The organism is Sphaerotilus mobilis (genome assembly GCF_004216565.1).
Taxonomy (GTDB): domain Bacteria; phylum Pseudomonadota; class Gammaproteobacteria; order Burkholderiales; family Burkholderiaceae_C; genus Sphaerotilus; species Sphaerotilus mobilis.
Genome location: NZ_SGWV01000012.1, coordinates 19009 through 37972, shown reverse-complemented (window position 1 = coordinate 37972; position 18964 = coordinate 19009). Strand labels below are relative to the sequence as shown.

The 18964-nt window shown below is 70.0% G+C and carries 17 protein-coding genes; 10 read left to right on the top strand and 7 right to left on the bottom strand.

Annotated features, from left to right (window positions below; genetic code table 11):
* Window positions 1–63: 63 nt before the first annotated feature.
* From EV685_RS17935 to EV685_RS17920, 4 genes are read right to left on the bottom strand one after another with little or no spacing between them, the layout of a single operon-like run.
* The gene (locus EV685_RS17935; RefSeq protein WP_130483438.1) at window positions 64–1038 is read right to left on the bottom strand and encodes an ABC transporter permease; all 975 of its coding nucleotides are present in this window, start codon (window positions 1036–1038) and stop codon (window positions 64–66) included.
* Window positions 1031–2173, bottom strand: a complete 1143-nt coding sequence (locus tag EV685_RS17930) for an ABC transporter permease (RefSeq protein WP_130483437.1) — start codon at window positions 2171–2173, stop codon at window positions 1031–1033. The genes EV685_RS17935 and EV685_RS17930 overlap by 8 nt, the downstream gene beginning before the upstream one ends.
* A complete protein-coding gene (locus tag EV685_RS17925; protein WP_242615656.1) occupies window positions 2170–3882 on the bottom strand; it encodes an ABC transporter ATP-binding protein in 1713 nt (570 codons plus the stop codon). The genes EV685_RS17930 and EV685_RS17925 overlap by 4 nt, the downstream gene beginning before the upstream one ends.
* A 23-nt stretch (window positions 3883–3905) precedes the next feature.
* On the bottom strand, window positions 3906–4916 hold the full coding sequence (locus EV685_RS17920) for a BMP family lipoprotein (protein WP_130483436.1): 1011 nt from the start codon (window positions 4914–4916) through the stop codon (window positions 3906–3908).
* A 228-nt stretch (window positions 4917–5144) separates the two neighbouring features.
* Here EV685_RS17920 and EV685_RS17915 point away from each other — a divergent pair, with 228 nt between their 5' ends.
* The 3 genes from EV685_RS17915 to EV685_RS17905 all read left to right on the top strand — a co-directional run bounded on the left by EV685_RS17915 (window position 5145) and on the right by EV685_RS17905 (window position 7939).
* Entirely contained in the window at window positions 5145–6428 is a 1284-nt protein-coding gene (locus EV685_RS17915) for an acetate/propionate family kinase (protein ID WP_130483435.1), read from the top strand.
* 39 nt (window positions 6429–6467) lie between these two features.
* Entirely contained in the window at window positions 6468–6881 is a 414-nt protein-coding gene (locus EV685_RS17910; protein WP_130483434.1) for an Ig-like domain-containing protein, read from the top strand.
* An 89-nt stretch (window positions 6882–6970) separates the two neighbouring features.
* Entirely contained in the window at window positions 6971–7939 is a 969-nt protein-coding gene (locus tag EV685_RS17905; protein WP_130483433.1) for a DUF481 domain-containing protein, read from the top strand.
* Between the two features lie 27 nt (window positions 7940–7966).
* Here EV685_RS17905 and EV685_RS17900 read toward each other — a convergent pair whose 3' ends face one another.
* Window positions 7967–9097, bottom strand: a complete 1131-nt coding sequence (locus EV685_RS17900; protein ID WP_130483432.1) for a patatin-like phospholipase family protein — start codon at window positions 9095–9097, stop codon at window positions 7967–7969.
* Window positions 9098–9186: 89 nt separating this feature from the next.
* Window positions 9187–11079, bottom strand: a complete 1893-nt coding sequence (gene recQ / locus EV685_RS17895) for a DNA helicase RecQ (protein ID WP_130483431.1) — start codon at window positions 11077–11079, stop codon at window positions 9187–9189.
* 184 nt (window positions 11080–11263) lie between these two features.
* Between recQ and EV685_RS17890 the strand changes: the two genes are divergently transcribed.
* The 7 genes from EV685_RS17890 to EV685_RS17860 all read left to right on the top strand — a co-directional run bounded on the left by EV685_RS17890 (window position 11264) and on the right by EV685_RS17860 (window position 16880).
* Window positions 11264–11839 (top strand): single-stranded DNA-binding protein, encoded by a 576-nt coding sequence (locus tag EV685_RS17890; RefSeq protein ID WP_130483430.1) that lies wholly within the window; start codon window positions 11264–11266, stop codon window positions 11837–11839.
* 134 nt (window positions 11840–11973) lie between these two features.
* Window positions 11974–12660: a CsgG/HfaB family protein gene (locus EV685_RS17885; RefSeq protein WP_130483429.1), complete on the top strand. Its 687-nt coding sequence runs from the start codon at window positions 11974–11976 to the stop codon at window positions 12658–12660.
* A gap of 15 nt (window positions 12661–12675) precedes the next feature.
* Complete coding sequence (locus tag EV685_RS17880) at window positions 12676–13047, top strand: DUF4810 domain-containing protein (protein ID WP_130483428.1); 372 nt, start codon at window positions 12676–12678, stop codon at window positions 13045–13047.
* Window positions 13044–13712 (top strand): DUF799 domain-containing protein, encoded by a 669-nt coding sequence (locus tag EV685_RS17875; RefSeq protein ID WP_130483427.1) that lies wholly within the window; start codon window positions 13044–13046, stop codon window positions 13710–13712. Before EV685_RS17880 ends, EV685_RS17875 begins: the two co-directional genes overlap by 4 nt.
* 139 nt (window positions 13713–13851) lie before the next feature.
* Window positions 13852–14598 (top strand): GNAT family N-acetyltransferase, encoded by a 747-nt coding sequence (locus EV685_RS17870; RefSeq protein WP_130483426.1) that lies wholly within the window; start codon window positions 13852–13854, stop codon window positions 14596–14598.
* Between the two features lie 204 nt (window positions 14599–14802).
* A complete protein-coding gene (locus EV685_RS17865; protein WP_130483425.1) occupies window positions 14803–15765 on the top strand; it encodes a DUF2726 domain-containing protein in 963 nt (320 codons plus the stop codon).
* A 29-nt stretch (window positions 15766–15794) separates the two neighbouring features.
* Entirely contained in the window at window positions 15795–16880 is a 1086-nt protein-coding gene (locus tag EV685_RS17860; RefSeq protein WP_130483424.1) for a serine/threonine protein kinase, read from the top strand.
* 7 nt (window positions 16881–16887) lie between these two features.
* Here EV685_RS17860 and htpG read toward each other — a convergent pair whose 3' ends face one another.
* The gene (htpG, locus tag EV685_RS17855; RefSeq protein ID WP_130483423.1) at window positions 16888–18792 is read right to left on the bottom strand and encodes a molecular chaperone HtpG; all 1905 of its coding nucleotides are present in this window, start codon (window positions 18790–18792) and stop codon (window positions 16888–16890) included.
* Window positions 18793–18964: the final 172 nt, after the last annotated feature.

Sequence of the window (18964 nt, the reverse complement as noted above, 5' to 3'; positions counted from 1 at the left end):
CCCTGACGGCCGGCAAGGCCGTCCCGGGCGATGTAAGCCCGGCATGTGGCAGGTCTGCGGTGCCTAGCGTTCCTTGGTGTAGGGCCGGCCCAGCGCGGCGGGCGACTCGGCGCGGCCGAAGAAACCGGCCAGCAGCACCACCGTCAGCAGATAGGGCAAGGCCTGGATCAGCTCAACCGGGACGGCGCCGATGCCCGGCAAGCTCAGGCCCTGAAGCCGGATCGCGGTCGCGTCCAGCAGACCGAACAGCAGGCAGGCCCAGAAGGCGCGCACCGGGTGCCAGTGGCCGAAGACCATCGCTGCCAGCGCCATGAAGCCGCGCCCGGCACTCATGCCCGGCGTGAAGCTGGCGTTCTGGGCCAGTGTCAGGAAGGTGCCGGCGATGCCGCACAGCACGCCCGCCAGCATCACCGCGCGGTAGCGCAGCCAGGTCACCGAGATGCCGGCGGCGTCGACCATCGCCGGGTTCTCGCCGACCGCGCGCAGGCGCAGGCCGAAGCGGGTGCGGTAGAGGCCCCACCAGACCAGCGGCACGCTGGCAAAGGCGATCCAGGTCAGCAGGTTGTGGTTGAGCACGCCCTCGGCGATGAACGGCCCGATCAGCGGCCAGTCCTGCACCGTTCGGGCAGCCTCCGGGAACAAGGACGTGAACCGGCCCTCGGGCGGCACGTCGGGCGTGCGCCCGCCGCGCTGGAACCAGTGCAGGCCCAGCACCGCCGTCAGGCCCAGCGCGATGATGTTGAGCGCCACGCCCGAGACGATCTGGTCGCCCTTGAAGGTGACGCAGGCCAGTCCGTGCACCAGGCTCAGCAGCACCGCCACGCCGATCGCCGCGAGCAGCGCGACACCCGCCGGCGCACCCCAGGCGCCGGTCGCTGCCGCCGCGAAGGCCGCCGCCAGCAGCTTGCCTTCCAGGCCGATGTCGATGACCCCAGCCCGCTCGCTCAGCACACCGGCCATGGCGCAGAGGATCAGGGGCACGCTGATGCGCAGCGTCGCGCCAAGCATCGACGAGAGGATCAGCAGCGCGTCATCCATGGCCGGCTCCCGCACCTTGTCCAGCGGTGGCCGGCACGGCCTGCGGCCAGCGCTGCCACAGCGCCACGACCAGCGGCCGCAGCATCAGCGCCAGCGCGCCGCAGAACAGCACGACCAGGCCCTGCACCGCGATCACCATGTCGCGTGTGAAGGCCGGGATCTCGAAGGCCAGCTCCGATCCGCCCTGCGCCAGCGCGCCGAAGAGCAGCGCGGCCAGCACGATGCCGCCCGGGTGGTTGCGGCCCATCAGCGCCACCGCGATGCCGGTGAAGCCGGCGCCGGCGACGAAGTCCAGCAGCAGCCGGTGGTGCACGCCACTGACCTCGTTGACGCCGACCCCACCGGCCAGCGCGCCCGACAGCATCAGCGCAACCACCGTCAGCCGCTTCGGGCTGAAGCCGGCGTAGTGGGCCGCATGGGGCGCGTCACCCAGGGCACGCAGCGCATAGCCCAGGCGCGTGTGCCAGAGCATCAGCCAGACGCCCACCGCACAGGCCAGCGCCAGCAGCAGGCTGAGGTTCAGCGGCGTGACCGGCAGTGTCACGCCGACCCATGCAGCGACCTGCTGCGCGCTGGGCAAGTGGCCGGCGACCGCGAAGGCACGGGTCTCGACCGAGGGCGTGCCCGGCTCCTTGATGACGTTGACCAGCAGCCAGACGATCAGCGTGCTAGCCAGAAAATTGAACATGATGGTGGTGATGACGATGTGGCTGCCGCGCCGCGCCTGCAGCCAGGCCGGCACCGCCGCCCAGGCAGCCCCCGACAAGGCAGCGGCGAGGACGACCAGCGGCAACAGCACGACAGCCGGCAAGTAGGCGTCCAGCCCCAGCAGCAGCAAGGCCACGCCGATGCCGCCCAGCGTCGCCTGACCTTCACCGCCGATGTTGAAGTGCCCGGCCTGCGCGGCCACGGCCACCGCCAGCCCGGTGAAGATGAAGTTGGTGCTGTAGTAGAGCGTGTAGCCCCAGGCCAGCCGGCTGCCAAAGGCGCCATCGGCCAGCAGTTGCAGGGCCGACCAGGGGCTGTGACCAAGCAGCGCCACCAGCACGCCAGCCGCCAGCATCGCCAGCGTGACGTTGAGCAGGGGCAGCACGCCGATGTCGATCCAGCGCGGCAAGGGGCGCGGCGCGCTCATCGGGCCCGTCCTGGCCAGCGCCCGTTGTCGCGCGCAACCTGTGGCGGCGGCAGGAAGGGCACGTTGGCGGCATCGCCCGGCAGGGCGCTCGGGCTCTGGGTCGAATCAAAGGCCGAACTGCCGCCGACCTGACCCATGCACAGGCCGATGCGGGCCTCGTCGGCATCGGCGCGGTCGAAGCTGCCGGTGATGCGGCCCTGGCACATCACGACGATGCGGTCGGACAGGGCCAGGATCTCGTCAAGCTCGGTCGACACCAGCAGCACCGCGCAACCGGCATCGCGCAGCGCCAGGATCTCGCGGTGGATGGTCTCGATCGCGCCGATGTCGACGCCGCGGGTTGGCTGACCGATCAGCAGCACACGTGGCTGGCGGCCGAACTCGCGGGCAATGATCAGCTTCTGCTGGTTGCCGCCGGAGAACTTGGCGCAGCCCAGCTCGACATCGCGCGGGCGCACGTCGAACACCTCCATCATGCGGCGACAGCGTGCGCGCATGCGGCGATGGTCCATCAGGCCGGTCCAGCGGCTCCAGCGTGGACCGAGCTGAAGCTCGGCATCGTCGTGGTAGCCCAGCACCGCCGACTCCCAGGCCGGGAAGCGCAGCACCAGGCCCAGCTTGTGGCGGTCTTCCGGCACATGCGCCACGCCCAGCGTGCGCAGCAGGCGCGGATCGGGCGGGTGGTGGGCATCGCAGCGGTGCGCCGCCTCGCCCTCACGCGGGCTGGCGATGCGGATGCTGCCCTGCTGAACTGGCAGCAGGCCGGCCAACAAGGCCAGCAGTTCACTCTGGCCGTTGCCGGAGACGCCGGCCACGCCGACGATCTCGCCAGCATGCAGGCGCAGCTCGATGTCGCTCAGGCGGGCCACGCCCAGCGGGTCGCGCCAGGTCAGCGAGGTCGCCGCCAGCACCAGCGCACCCGGGCCGCGACCACCGCGCGGCGCCGTGCCCGTGTGGCCCACCGCGCGGCCGACCATCAGCTCGGCCAGCTCGGCCTCGGTGCAGCCGTCGGTCTCGCGGGTGGCCACGACCTGACCGGCACGCATGACCGTGACACGGTCGGTGATGGCCAGCACTTCCTTGAGCTTGTGGGTGATCAGCAAGATGGTCGTGCCGCGCGACTTCAGCGTCGCCAGCATGCGCATGAGCTGCTCGGTCTCCTGCGGCGTCAGCACGCCGGTGGGCTCATCGAGGATCAGCACCCTCGCGCCACGCACCAGCGCCTTCAGGATCTCGACCCGCTGCAGCACGCCCACCGGCAGGTCGCGCACGCGGGCGTCCGGGTTGACCGACAGGCCGTATTCGTCGGACAGCCGCAGCACCTCGCGCCGCACCCGCGCGAGGCTGGCGCCGAGCTGCCAGCTGTCCTCGGCGCCGAGCACGATGTTCTCCAGCACCGTGAAGCGGTCGACCAGCATGAAGTGCTGGTGGACCATGCCGATGCCGGCGGCGATGGCGTCGCGCGCATGGCCCAGCGTCAACACGCGGCCGTCGACCTCGATGCGGCCGGCGTCCGGCGCATGCAGGCCGTAGAGCACGCCCATCAGCGTGGACTTGCCCGCGCCGTTTTCGCCGATCAGGCCATGGATGCTGCCAGCCGCGACGTCGAAGCTGACGTCGCGGTTGGCCTGGACCGCACCGAAGCGCTTGTGGATGCCGATCAGGCGCACGGCCGGCGGCGCGGCCGGCGTGGAGACGGTGGCGATCAAGTCGGGACCGGTGCCGTTCAGTGTCAGTACTTGCAGGCGTTGTCGGCCATGTAGTCGGCGACCTTGATCTTGCCGGCGACGATGTCGGCCTCGGCCGCGGCCAGCTTCTTCTGCATGTCGGCGTTGACGAGCTTGGCGTTGTGGGTGTCCATCGCCACGGCCACACCCTTCTCCTTCAGGCCCAGCACGGAGATGCCCGGCTTGAAGGTGTTGTCCTTGACGGACTTGGCGATGTTGTAGACCGCCACGTCGACGCCCTTGGTCATGCTGGTCAGCATGGTGCCGGGGTGCAGGTGGTTCTGGTTGCTGTCCACGCCGATGGCCAGCTTGCCGGCGTCCTTGGCGGCCTGGTAGACGCCCACACCAGTGCCACCGGCAGCGGCGAAGACCACGTCCACGCCACGCGAGAACTGGTTGCGCGCCAGCTCGCCACCGCGGGTCGGATCGCTCCAGGCGGCCGGCGTCGTGCCGGTCATGTTGGCCAGCACCTCGACCTTCGGGTTGGCGTGCTTGGCGCCCTGCTCGTAGCCACACTGGAAGCGGCGGATCAGCGGCACGTCCATGCCGCCCACGAAGCCGACCTTGCCGGTCTTGCTGGCCATCGCGGCCATCATGCCGGCGAGGAAGGAGCCTTCCTGCTCCTTGAAGACCACCGACTGCACGTTGGGCAGGTTGACGACCATGTCGACGATCGCGAACTTGAGCTGCGGAAACTCCTTGGCCACCTTCTCGATCGCCGAGGCCTGGGTGAAGCCCACGCCGATGATCGGGTTGGCACCCTTCTGGGCCATGCGGCGGAAGGCCTGTTCGCGCTGCGTATCGTTGGCGATCTCGAAGTCGAGGTAGCTCTCGCCGGTCTCCTTCTTGTAGCGCTCGATGCCGTTGTAGGCGGCTTCGTTGAAGGACTTGTCGAACTTGCCGCCGGCGTCATAGACCACCGCCGGTTCGGCCTGGGCGGCTGGCAACGCGGCCACGCCGGCCACGGCGGCCGCGAGGGCCAGGATCAGACGACGGGAGGACAGGCGCTGGGTCATGGCTGGAAAGCTCCGTGCAGGTTGGAATCGCGTCGGAACGACGCCGACGCGGCGCATTCTGCAATAGCCGTACCCGGGGCGCGATCGGGTGTAAGCCCGGCCTTGTCAGCCGGCTTCAGATCGCCGCCTGAAGCTTCCTTGGCCGCGCCTTCACCGCACCTTCACCGGCGAGCCGCCTGCTTGAGGCATCCTTGCAGACCACCGCCCCGACGCACCCGGAGACCGCCCTTGAATCCCGTCGCATCCCAGCAGGACACCACCAGCGCCGCCGTACAAGCCGCCGTGCTGGTGGTCAACACCGGTTCGTCGTCGCTGAAGTTCGCGCTGTACCCCAAGGTCGACGCCACCCATCCGGGCGACGCCTTCGCTGCGCTCGCGCGTGGCCAGATCGACAACCTGCAGCCCGGCGGCACGGCCCGGCTGTGCATCGACGGCGAGACGCCGCGCGCCCTGGTCATGGACGGCGACGACAGCCACCGCCATGACCTCGCGCTGGCCGCCATGCAGGACCACCTGAGCGCGAGCGCGCCGACGGTGCAGGTGGTCGCCGTGGCGCACCGGATCGTGCACGGCGGCCCGCACTTCCGCGCCCCGGTGGTGCTTGACGACGCGGTTCTGGCCATGCTCGGCACGCTCGAACCGCTGGCCCCGCTGCACCAGCCGCACAACCTGGCCGGCGTGCGCGCGCTGCGCCGGGCCTGGCCCAAGCTGCCGCAGATCGGCTGCTTCGACACCGCCTTCCACGCCAGCCTGCCGCGCATCGAACAACGCTACGCGCTGCCGGCCGACCTGCATGAGCAAGGCCTGCGGCGCTACGGCTTCCATGGCCTGTCTTACCAGTTCGTGATGCAGGCCCTGCAGCGCCGCACCTCGGCCGCCAGCGGTCACGTCCTGATGGCCCACCTGGGCAGTGGCGCCAGCCTGTGCGCGGCATCGGGCGGGCTGAGCGTGGCCACCTCGATGGGCTTCTCGGCGCTCGATGGCCTGGTGATGGGCAGCCGCTGCGGTCAGCTCGATCCGGGCATCGTGCTGCACCTGTGGCGGCAGGGCTGGACGCTGGCCCAGGTCGAGAACCTGCTCTACCGCGAAAGCGGCCTGCGCGGCGTGTCGGGGCTCAGCGGCGACCTGCGCGAGCTGCGCCGCGCCGCCGCCAGCGGCCATGCCGCCGCGCAGACCGCGATCGACCTGTTCGACCACCGGCTGCGGCGCGAGGCCGGTGCGCTGGCCGCCGTGCTGGGCGGGCTGGACCTGGTCGCCTTCACCGGCGGCATCGGCGAACACGATGCCCAGACCCGCGCCGACCTGATCCACGGCCTGGCCCACCTGGACGTGCAACTCGACGCCGCCGCCAACGAAGCGGCCCGGGGCGACGCGGTGGCCGCCATCCACACGCCCGGCAGCCGGGTCGAGGTCTGGGTCGTGCCGACCGACGAGGGCCGCGTCGCCGCCGATGCCGCCTGGCAGTTGCTGGACCGTGCCGGCACCACGGCACCCCGTCGCGCGCCGACCTGACCCTGTCAACCGGCCCGCTGCGGCCCGGGTTATGGCGACATGCCCCGCGCACCACATCCCCTGGTCACCACCCGCCGCCGCGTCGGCGCCCTGCTGCTCACCGCCACGCTGGCCTTGGGGGGCTGCGGGGGTGGCATCTACATCGGGATCGACGGGAGCGGCGACAGCCCGCCCAACGTCAGCCTGGCGATTGCCACGAGCCGTGTCGGCAATGAGGTGACGATCGACATGTCCGCCTTTGCCACCGATGACTACCGCGTCACGAAGGTCGAGTTCTGGTTCATCGATGACCTGGGCAACCGGTCGATGATTGCCACCGACTTCACCTCGCCCTACAGCGCCAATGACTTCTTCCGGATCGTGCGGACCGGGTCGATCTTCTACCTGGCCCGTGCCTTCGATGACAACGGCCAGTACACCGACACGGGCTGGCAGGAAATCCGCTTGCTCTGAGCGTCGAGCCAGACGCCAGAATGCCGGTCCTCCCCTGATTCCAAGGGCGACGTCATCACGACGTCGCCCTGCGCTGTTTTCCTGCCCCCATGCCTGACCTCTTCTCGCGGCGCCTGTCCGGCCTGTGCGCGGCCTTCGCCTGTTGCGCCACCCTGCCCGCCCTCGCCCAGTCCGTGCCCGCCATTGAACAGGACGTGCTGCCCGAGCCGGTCATCACGCCGGCCGCGCCGGTCGCGGTTCCGGCACCGGCCCCACGACCGCCGGAACCCCCGACGGAACCACCGGGCGCACCAGTGGTGCGCAGCGCCACGAAGCCGGTACGCCAGGTCGACGGCCTGGGCATCGTCGACCTGTCCAGCCCGGCGCCCGAGGAACGTCACCCCGAGCCGCTGCCCGAGGCACCGGCGATCCGGCTCGATGCCGGTTTCACCTTTTCGACCACCAGCGGCGGGTCGACCACCCGGCGCTATGCCGGTGATGGCGAGGTCGAGTACCGCTACACCCGCACCGAGATCGCCGGTGCGCTGCGCTTCAACCGCGAATACGTGCGCGTCGCGGGCGGCGGCTCCAGCGTCGACGGCGACGAGTACGACGGCAACGTCGCCTGGCGCACCTGGCTGAGCGACAACCCCTTCTACGGCTTCATCTCGCCACGCTCGCGCTACAACCGCTACGGCTACTTCCGCTCGTCGCAGTCGCTGCGCATCGGCCTGGGCCGGCGCTGGGAGCCGCAGCCCGGCAACTCGTACACGCTGGAAGCCGGCCCCGGCCTGCGCTGGGCCCGCCAGCAAAACGGCGACAACGTCACCGAGGGCCTCTACACCTTGTCGGCCAAGGTCGACCTGGCCGTGTCCGAATCGCTGGGCTTCAAGTTCAGCGTGGTCGATGAACGCTCCACGCGCGAGAACTACCGCACCCTGGCCACCAGCCTGCGCAGCCGGCTGACCGAGCGGGTCTGGATCAAGCTGGAATACGCCTTCCGCCGCGCCTTCCCCTTCGACGCCGCACCCAGCAGCGCCGAGACCAGCCTTGATGCCGGCCTGACCTACCGGTTCTGACAGGTCCCTGGCCGGGCCGGGCTGCGGCTAGCGGGGTGCCAGCCAGGTCTGCGCGATGTCGACCGTGCCACGTTGGCCGACCGCGTCGCCGTGTTCGGCCAGCCAGCGCGTCGCCGCCGCGCGGCCGAGCGCGAACAAGGTCTCCAGCAGGCGGATGTCGGTGTTGAGCTTGCTGGAGGCATCGAAGGGCGCGAGGCCGGCCTCATCGGCCACACGGTGCAGGCGCAGGTCCTTGTAGTCGTCGGCCGACACGCGCTGCTCGCGCACCAGCTTCTGCACGAAGGCGATGGCGCGCATCTCGGCCACCAAGCTGGCGTTGAAGGTGATCTCGTTCATGCGGTCGGCGATCTCGGCCGCGCTGGTGGGCACGCCCGGGCGCACCAGCGGGTTGATCTGGACCAGCAGCACGTCGACCGCCTCGGTGCCATAGATCAGCGGCCAGATCGCCGGATTGCCCGAATAGCCGCCGTCCCAATAGGCCTCGCCGCCGATCTCCACCGAGCGGTAGAGCTGCGGCAGGCAGGCCGAGGCGAGCAAGGCATCGATGGACAGGCCGGCGCCCTGGAAGACCTTGGGCTGGCCGGTGCTGACCGCCGTGGCCGTCACCTGGACCTTGAGCGGACCGTCGCGCAACAGCGCCAGGTCGACGTGGCGCAGCAGGATGTCGCGCAGCGGGTTGAGGTTCAGCGGGTTGAGCTGGCTGGGCGACAGGCTTTTCAGCCACGCATCCCACAGACCGTAGAGCGGCCAGCTGGCGAGGTTGAAGGTCCAGGCCGGCAGGTTCGGGACGAAGGCCGGCGTGGCCGTCGCACCCAGGCATTCGGGCACGCCGGCGATGTCGCGCCAGAAGGCCCGCAAGGCGTCACGACCACCTTGTGCGCCCCCACGTGCCACGCCGCAGGCCAGCACGGCCGCGTTCATCGCCCCGGCGCTGGTGCCCGAGACACCGTCGAGCGTGTAGCGGTCGGCCTCCAGCAAGGCATCAAGCACGCCCCAGGTGAAGGCGCCGTGCGAGCCGCCGCCTTGCAGCGCCAGGTCGAGCCGGGGACGGACGTCGGGCGCCACGCGGTCGGCGGCCTTGCTGCGGCGGGACGGTCGACGGACCGGGGCGGGAGAGGTGGGAGGGGCGGGAGGGGCGGCGTTCGAGTCGGCAGTCATGTCGGTCCGGAGGTTCAGTTCCGGCCGATCTTGCCAGTTCGGGTTGACCCGGAGCCGACAAGCGAAGCGAGCCGTCGGCTGGCGGCCGATCAGCGCGTGCCCAACACCCTCAGGATCTCGCTGCCGTAGGCGTCGAGCTTCTTGGCGCCGACGCCGCCGATATCGGCCAGCGCCGACAGGCTGGCAGGCAGGCGGTGCGCCATCTCGGCCAGCGTGGCGTCGTTGAAGACGATGTAGGCCGGCAAGTTGTGCTCGCGTGCGACCTCGGAGCGCCATGCCCGCAGCGCCTCATAGCGCGCCTGGGCCTCGGCATCCAGCGCGATCGGCGCCGCCTTCGGGCCGGCCGCCTTGCCGCTGCGGGTGATGCGCCCGCGTCGACCCGGCGTCACCTCGCTCGGTGTCTTGAGCATCAGCGTGACCTCGCCCTTGAGCACCGCCCGGGCCTCGTCGGTCATCGCCAGCGTGTTGAACTCGCCCTCGGCCACGACCAGCCCCAGCGCCACCAGTTGGCGCAGCACCGCGCGCCACTGCGACTCGTCCAGGTCGGCGCCGATGCCGAACGTGCTGAGCGTGTCGTGGCCGTACTGCGTGACCTTGTCAGTGACCTTGCCGCGCAGCACGTCGATCAGCTGGCCGGCGCCAAAGCTGCGCGCACCAAAGCGCTGCTGGCCGTGCTGCTGGAAACGGTAGATGCAGCTGAGCAGCTTGCGCGCCGCCTCGGTCGCGTCCCAGACCTGGGGCGGGTTGAGGCAGTTGTCGCAGTTGCCACAGCGCTGGCTGTCCTCGCCGAAGTAGCTCAGCAGCCGCACGCGCCGGCAGTCGTGTGTCTCAGCCAGCGCCAGCAAGGCGTCGAGCTTGCCGCGCTGGACACGCTTGAACTCCTCGGCCGCCGGGCTCTCGTCGATCATGCGGCGCTGGTTGACGACGTCGGCCAGACCGTAGGCCATCCACGCATCGGCTGGCGCACCGTCGCGGCCGGCGCGGCCGGTCTCCTGGTAATAGCCCTCGATGTTCTTGGGCAGGTCCAGATGGGCGACGAAGCGCACGTCGGGCTTGTCGATGCCCATGCCGAAGGCGATGGTCGCCACCATCACCAGGCCGTCCTCGCGCAGGAAGCGGTCCTGGTGGCGGCGGCGCACGTCGGCGTCCAGGCCGGCGTGGTAGGGCAAGGCGGACACGTCCTGCGAGACCAGCCAGGCCGCCGTCTCCTCGACCTTCTTGCGGCTGCCGCAGTAGACGATGCCGGCCTCGCCCTCGTGTTCGTCGCGGATGAAGCGCAGCAGCTGGTCGCGCGGCTTGTCCTTCTCGACCAACGTGTAGCGGATGTTCGGGCGGTCGAAGCTGCTGATGAACAGCCGCGCGTCCTCGAGCTTCAGGCGCTCGACGATGTCGGCGCGGGTGTGGTCGTCGGCGGTCGCAGTCAGCGCGATGCGCGGCACGTCCGGGAACTGCTCGTGCAGCACCGACAGCTGCAGGTAGTCCTCGCGGAAGTCGTGACCCCACTGGCTGACGCAGTGCGCCTCGTCGATCGCGAACAGGCCGAGTTGGCCCCGTTCGTTGAGCGACGCCAGCATGCCCTGCAGGCGCGGCGTCATCAGCCGCTCGGGTGCGACGTAGAGCATCGTCAGCCGGCCGGCGATCACCTCGCGCTCGACCGCCTGCGCGGCGGCGAGGTCCAGCGTCGAGTTCAGGAAGGCGGCGTGCACGCCGACCTCCTCCAGCGCGCCGACCTGGTCGTGCATCAGCGCGATCAGCGGGCTGACGACCACCGTGATGCCCCGGCCCTGGCGCTGCCGCACGATGGCCGGCACCTGGTAGCACAGGCTCTTGCCACCGCCAGTGGGCATCAGCACCAAGGCATCACCGCCGTCGATGACGTGTTCGACGATGGCCGCCTGCTGACCCCTGAAGGCGCCGTAGCCGAACACGTCGGACAGCACCTGCAAGGCGGGGCTGGCGGCGCGGGGTTCGGTGGGCGTCATGGGGGGCGGGCGTGGGCGGGCGTCGGAAAGCGCGCGATGGTAGCGGCGCGCCTGCGGGCGCCCGCTCCCCCTGAAGCGGGATCGCCTCGACGGGGTCGGCTGGCACAATCCGGCGCTTCGTGACGCCCGTCGCGAAACCCATCCAAGACACGATCACTTCTCTTCAGGACACAGGAGCGCGCCCATGGCCTCGGTCAACAAAGTCATCCTCATCGGCAACCTCGGACGCGACCCGGAAGTCCGCTACACGCCCAACGGCGCGGCGGTCTGCAACGTCTCCGTGGCGACCACCCGGAACTGGAAAAGCAAGGAAGGCGACCGCCAGGAAGAGACCGAATGGCACCGCGTCGTCTTCTATGACCGCCTCGCCGAAATCGCTGGCGAGTACCTGCGCAAGGGCCGCCCGGTCTACGTCGAAGGCCGCCTGAAGACCCGCAAGTGGCAGGACAAGGAAGGCAAGGACGTCTACACCACCGAGATCATTGCCGACCAGATGCAGCTGCTCGGCGGCCGTGACGGCGGCGGCGGTGGCGGCATGGGCGGCGCCGAGGAACACGACATGGGCGCCCCGGGCGGCCAGGACATGGGTGGCCGCAGCGGCGGCGGCGGTGGCGGCGGTGCCAGCAGCTACCGCCGCGAGCCTTCCGGCGGCGGCGACCGCGCACTGGCCCGAGCGCCCGCACCGCGCGCCCCGGCCCCGGCCACGGCGCAGAAGTCGGCCACCGGCTTCGATGACATGGACGACGACATCCCGTTCTGACACGCGCCACATCCAGCATTTCCCGCAGGGCCCGTCATTCAACTGACGGGCCTTGCCACTTTCTGGGCCTCCAAACCCAGGCATCCCCCGGTTCGTCGGTCGACGACCACCCAAGCACAGAGAGGACTCACAACATGACCCGACACACCTTCCTTCGCGCCGTCCCCGCCCTCGGCGCGGGCTTGCTGATCGCCCTGTTGGCGGGCTGCGCCACCGAAAGCTCGCGCAGCGTCGCGATCCAGCAGGTCGACGCTGCCAGCCGGCCCTACGCAGGCGTGCGCGCCCCGATCGCCGTCGGCAAGTTCGACAACCGGTCCAGCTACGGCCGCGGCATGTTCTCGGACGGCGTCGACCGGCTCGGCGGACAGGCCAAGACGGTGCTGATCACGCACCTCCAGCAGACCAACCGCTTCAGCGTGCTGGACCGCGACAACCTCCAGGAAGCGCGCCAGGAAGCCGGCTTCAAGGGCACGGCCCAGGCCATCAAGGGCGCCGACTACGTCGTCACCGGCGACGTCACCGAATTCGGTCGCAAGGAGATCGGCGACAAGCAGCTGTTCGGCCTGCTCGGACGCGGCAAGGAGCAGATCGCCTACGCCAAGGTCAGCCTGAACGTCGTCAACATCACCACCTCCGAGGTGGTCTATTCGGCCCAGGGCGCGGGCGAGTACAGCCTGTCGAACCGGGAGATCCTGGGCACCGGCGGCACGGCGGGCTACGACGCGACGCTCAACGGCAAGGTGCTCGACCTGGCCATCCGCGAGGCCGTCAACCGCCTGACCGCCGGCATCGACTCCGGCGCCTGGCAGCCGGCACGCTGACGCAGGAGGTCGGTGATGACACCCAAGACCCACCGCCCGGCCATGGGCCTGCTGGTCGTCCTGGCCCTGCTGACCGGCTGCGCCCAGGCGCCCAAGCCGCTCTACGACTGGGGCAGCTACCCGACGCAGGTCTACAGCCACCTCAAGGGTGACGGCAGCGGCCCGGCCGCCCAGGTCGGCGAACTCGAAGCCGATGCCCGCAAGGCCGAGTCACGCGGCGGCAAGTTGCCGCCGGGCTTCCGCGCCCACCTGGGCATGCTCTACCTGTCGCTGGGTCAGGACGACCTGGCCCTGCAGCAATGGCAAGCCGAAATGGCGTCGTTCCCGGAAAGCGCGCATTTCGTGGAGTTCCTGCTCGCCAAGGGTCGCACCGGAGACAAGAAATGAGCGCTCACCTGATTCGCCTCACGCGCCTGGGCACGGTGCTCAGCGCCGCCGCCCTGCTGGGCGCTTGTGCCGCGCCCCAGCCCTACGACTACAGCGCCTACAAGTCGGCACGTCCCAAGTCGATCCTGGTGCTCCCGCCGCTGAACGACACCTCGGACGTCAACGCCACCGCCAGCGTGCTGGCCCAGACGACGCTGCCGCTGGCCGAATCGGGCTACTACGTGATCCCGGTGACGCTGATGGCCGAGGCCTTCCGGCAGAACGGCCTGTCGACCGCGGGTGAGATCCATGAGGTCTCGCCGAACAAGCTGCGCGAGGTGTTCGGTGCCGATGCAGCTCTCTACATCAAGGTCACGCGCTACGGTGCCACCTACACCTTGCTCGACAGCGCCGCCGTGGTCAGCGCCAACGCACGCCTGGTCGACCTGCAGACCGGCGCGGTGTTGTGGACCGGCGCGGCCTCGGCATCGAGTGCGGAACAGAACCAGCGCCAGAACAGCAGCTTGCTGGTCTTGCTGGTGACGGCCGTGGTCAAGCAGATCGTCAACGAGGTGACCGACGCCAGCCACCCGGTCGCAGGCATCGCCAGCCAGCGCCTGCTGGGTGCGGGCCGGCCGAACGGGCTGCTCTACGGGCCACGCTCGCCGAAGTACGGCACCGACTGATCGAGCGGTCATGACCCACACGCGGCGCCGGCCCAACCCCGGCGCCGCGTGCACTTGTGGCGTGCCAAGTTCCCGAAGCCCACCCGGACAGGGTTGCACGCCCGGCAGCGAACTAGGGTAAACACCTAGAATCGCCCACATGTCCTTCTTCCGCTCCCTTCTGACCGGCCGCACCGAGGCTCCCCGGCCGACCGTGCCCGCACGTCGACGTCGTCTGTGGCGTTTCGTGCCGATCCGGCGGCTGACCGAGCGGCATCGGCCGGGTGTGCTCAAGCACCTGCTGGCCTTGGATGGACACGACCGCTACCTGCGCTTCGGCTACACGGCCAGCGACGAACGCATCGTGGCCTTTGTCGGCGCGATCGACTTCCAGCGCAATGAGCTGTTCGGGATCTTCAACCGCCGCTTGCAGCTGGTGGCGACCTCGCAGCTGGCCCGTCTGGAGGCCGAGGCGCTCGGCTGGGACGTGCCGGCCGACGATGTCATGCCGCCCGCGCCCGAGCCGATGATCGAGTTCGCGGTGTCGGTCAGCCGCCATGTGCGTGGCCGCGGCTACGGCGAACGGCTGTTCGCACATGCCGCCCGGCACGCCCGCAACCAGGGCGTGCACCGCCTGATGATCCACGCGCTGAGCGAGAACACCGCGATGCTGTCGATCGCCCGCAAGGCCGGCGCCCGCGTCCAGCGCGAGGGCGGCGAGTCCGAAGCCTGGCTTGCCCTGCCGCCGCACAGCGTGGCCTCGCAGGTCGAGGAGCTGATCGCCGACCGGCTCTCGGCGCTCAACTACCGCCTGAAGCAGCAGGCCCGCCAGATCGGCTGGGCGCTGACGCTGGTGACAGAGGTGCGCCGGCTCTACGCCCGCCGCCGGGTCATCGCCAGCCAGTGAGCCACGGGCGGCCAGCCGCCAGGGGCCAGCACCGCAGCCCCCCGGTTCATGCGTCGGTTCTGGCGGACTTTTCGCGGCGGATTCGCGTGACTTGCGCATTCAAGGCGCACCCGGTCCTGGGATAGGGACGCGGGCGAGTGGCCCCTACCATCGGCCCAACGCCAGCCTCCACCGCCAGCCTCCCGCCAGCCCAACCCTGCCGCCATGCACCCGAACGTCTGGATCTCCGTCGCGATCGCCCTGTCAGCCGTCACCCTGTTGGTGCTGGCCGGCTTGCTGCTATGGCGTCGACCTGGCCAGGGCGCGCCGCGCAGCGCGCGCCAGCCCGACCTGCCGACCGAGTGGCCGCTGGTGCAGCGGCCGATCTTCACGACCGAGGAACGCGCGCTGTTCCGCCAGCTTCGCACCGCCTTGCCGCACCACACCGTGCTGGCCAAGGTGCCGCTGGTGCGCTTCAGCCAGCCGCACAACCGCGATGAGCTGTCCTACTGGTTCAAGCTGCTGGGCCCCATCCACGTCAGCTTCGTGGTCTGCGCCGAGAACGGCCGGGTGCTGGCCGCCCTGGATGTCGAACGGCCCGACCGGCCGGCGCCCAAGCGCCATGCGGTGATCAAGCAGGCCGTGCTCGAAGCCTGCCGGGTGCGCTACGTCAAGTGCCGCACCGACCACCTGCCCAGCGCCGCCGAGCTGCAGATGCTGGTGCCCAACCCGGCCGAGGCCAGCCGGCCGCTGGTGCCGCGTCACCTGTCGGACAACCCGGCCGCCCCGCGCACGACGCTGGCGCACACGCTGCGTTCGGGCAGTGGCGCGGCCGGCTCGGGAGGCTCGCAGTGGTACGAATCGGGCTTCTCGGGCGATTCCTTTTTCGCTCCGGAAAGCCAGCGTGACCCGCTGGCTGACGAGACGCCCGGCAGCTGGCACGGCGGCGGTGGCGGCACGGCCAGCGGCCTGGTGGGCGCTGCAGCCAGCGCCGACAGCGGCCCGGCCTCCGGTCAGGGCAGCTGGGCCGGCCGGCGACCGGAGGCGTCCCGCGCGCCGGGCGGCGCCAGCACCGCCGCATCGCCCACCGTGGCGTCACGCAGCGGCAGCGGCGGCCGGATCCGCCGCAGCGAGGACTTCGGCGCGAGCGCCAGCGACACGGCCGGCCACATCATCGGGCGTCGTTGACGCGCACCCCGCTGGCCTACGATGCCGGGATGCAGCCCCTTCCCGACCCCCTCCCCGCAACGGGCGAGACCCCCGCGCAGCCTTATGCCGGCCTGACCCCTGACGTGGTGATGGACGCGCTCGACGCGGCCGGCCTGCGCGGCGACGGCCGCATCTTGCAGCTCAATTCCTACGAGAACCGCGTCTTCCAGATCCACCTGGAAGACGGCCGCATCGTGGTGGCCAAGTTCTACCGGGCCGGGCGCTGGAGCGATGCGCAGATCCTGGAGGAACACACGTTCGCGCGCGAACTGGCCGAGGCCGAGGTGCCCGCCGTCGCACCGCTGGTGCTGGTCGCGCCCACCGCCGACATGACCACGCTGAGCCCGGCGACATTGCGGGGCACGCCGCCCACGCTGGCGCAGTGGACGACCACGGCGGGCTCGACGCCCTGGCGCTATGCCGTCACGCCACGCTGCGGCGGGCGTTCGCCCGAGCTGGAGGACCCGGCGGTGCTCGAATGGATCGGCCGTTTCCTGGCTCGCCTGCACGTCGTGGGCGAGCGCCGACCGTTCGAGCACCGGCTGCACTTTGACGGCACGCTGCGGGTCCGCGCCGCCGTCGCCAGCCTGGCCGACAGCCCGTGGATACCGATGGGCGCCTTCCAGCCCTGGCAGCGCACCGCCCTGCAGGCGCTCGATGCGGTCGATGACCGGCTGGCCGGGCTTGCGGACCTGACGCTGCTGCGGGTGCACGGTGACTGCCACGTCGGCAACCTGCTGTGGACGCCCACCGGCCCGCACTTCGTCGACCTGGACGACGCGGTCACCGGGCCGGCGGTGCAGGACCTCTGGATGCTGCTGGGCGGCAACCGCCACGAGATGCAGGCGCAGCTCGGGGCGCTGCTGGACGGCTACGAGACGCTGCGCGCGTTCGATCGCCGCGAGCTGGCGCTGATCGAGCCGCTGCGCACGCTGCGGCTGATCCTGCACAGCCACTGGATCGCCCGGCGCTGGGACGACCCGGCCTTCCCGATCGCCTTCCCGAACTTCGACAGCCCGTCCTACTGGGCCCAGCAGACCACCCAGCTGCAGGAGCAGCTGGAGGCGATGGCGGAGCCGCCGCTCATCGCCTGAGCCGTCGTCAGGCCAGCAGCAGGGCCTGGATGCGCCGCACGTGCGCGGCCGGGTCTTCCAGATGGCCGCCTTCGGCCAGCAAGGCGTTGTCGAACAGCACCTGCGACAGGTCGTCGAAACGGGCCTCGCCGTCGGGGATCGCCGCCAACTTGCGCACCAGCGCGTGTTCGGCGTTGATCTCCAGCACCGGCTGGCTGGCCGGCGCGCTCTGGCCGGCCTGCTTGAGCAGGCGGGCGAGGTGGCCGCTCATGTCGCCTTCCTCGGCGACCAGGCAGGCGGGCGAGTCGACCAGACGGGTGGTCACGCGGACCTCCTTGGCACGGCCTTCAAGCGCCTTCTGGATGCGTTCGAGCGTCGGCTTGAAGGACTCGGCGGCGGCCTCGGCCTGCTTCTTCTCGTCCTCGTCCTGCAGCTTGCCCAGGTCGACGGCGCCCTTGGCCACGCTCTGCAGTTCATGGCCGTCGAACTCGTGCAGGTGGCTGAGCATCCACTCGTCGACCCGGTCGGTCAGCAGCAGGACCTCGATGCCCTTCTTCTTGAAGATTTCGAGCTGCGGGCTGTTCTTCGCCGCCGCCAGCGTGTCGGCGGTGATGTAGTAGATGACCTCCTGGCCTTCCTTCATGCGGGCGACGTAGTCGGCAAAGGACACGCCCTCGTCGGCCTGGGTCGACGCAAACCGCAGCAGCTTGGCCAGCCGTTCCTGGTTGGCATGGTCCTCGCCGATGCCTTCCTTGAGGACCGAGCCGAACTCCTTCCAGAACGCGGCGTACCGGGCCTTGTCGTCGGCGGCGGTCTGCTCGTCGCTGCTGTCGGCCAGGCTCTCCAGCATGGACAGCACGCGCTTGGTCGAGCCCTCGCGGATCGCCTTGACGTCGCGGCTCTCCTGCAGCAACTCGCGGCTGACGTTGAGCGGCAGGTCGGCCGAGTCGATCACGCCCTTGACGAAGCGCAGGTAGACCGGCATCAGCGCCTCGGCGTCGTCCATGATGAAGACGCGCTTGACGTAGAGCTTGACGCCACCGCGCTTGTCGCGGTTCCACAGGTCGAACGGTGCCTTGGCGGGGATGTAGAGCAGCTGGGTGTACTCGCTGCGGCCCTCGACGCGGTTGTGGGTGTAGGACAGCGGCGGCGTGCTGTCGTAGGTCAGTTGCTCGTAGAAGGCCTTGTACTCGGCGTCGGTGACGTCGCTCTTGCTGCGCGACCACAGCGCGGCGGCCTTGTTGACGGTTTCCCACTCGTCCTTCTGGACGTGCTTGCCAGCCTCGCTGTCCCACTCTTCCTTGCGCATCAGGATGGGCAGCGAGATGTGGTCGGAGTACTTGCCAACGATGCTCTTGAGGCGCCACAGGCTGAGGAACTCGTCCTCGCCCTCGCGCAGGTGCAAGATGACATCGGTGCCGCGGCGCTCGCGGTGGATGCCCTCGACCTCGAAGTCGCCGGTGCCCTCGCTGCTCCAGCGCACGCCCTGGTCGGCGCCCAGGCCGGCACGGCGGCTTTCCACCGTGATGCGGTCGGCCACGATGTAGCCCGAGTAGAAGCCCACGCCGAACTGGCCGATCAGGTTGGCGTCACGGGCCTGCTCGCCGTCGAGCTTGCTCATGAACTCCTTGGTGCCGCTCTTGGCGATGGTGCCCAGGTGCTCGATCGCCTCGGTCTCGGACAGGCCGATGCCGTTGTCGCTGATGACGATGCGGCGCGCGTCCTTGTCGTAGGAGATGCGCACCTCCAGATTCGGCGCGTCCTCGTACAGCGCGGCGTTGTCCAGGGCCTCGAAGCGCAGCTTGTCGCAGGCATCGGAGGCGTTGGAGACCAGCTCGCGCAGGAAGATCTCCTTGTTGGAATACAGCGAATGTGTGACCAGGTGCAGCAGCTGCTTGACCTCGGCTTGGAACGACAGCGTCTTCTTGTCCATGGTGCCTCTTGCTCGGGAACAGGATCGGATACGGGTGGAGCGACGGGGCGGCCCGGGTGTCCTTGCCGCCGCCTGAGCGCTGAGACTTTGGGCGTGAGCGTCTTTTTCAAGAGCACGCCCGGCGTCCGGGCAGGCCCAAGCGGATTTACAGTCCGGGGCTGATCACGGATCA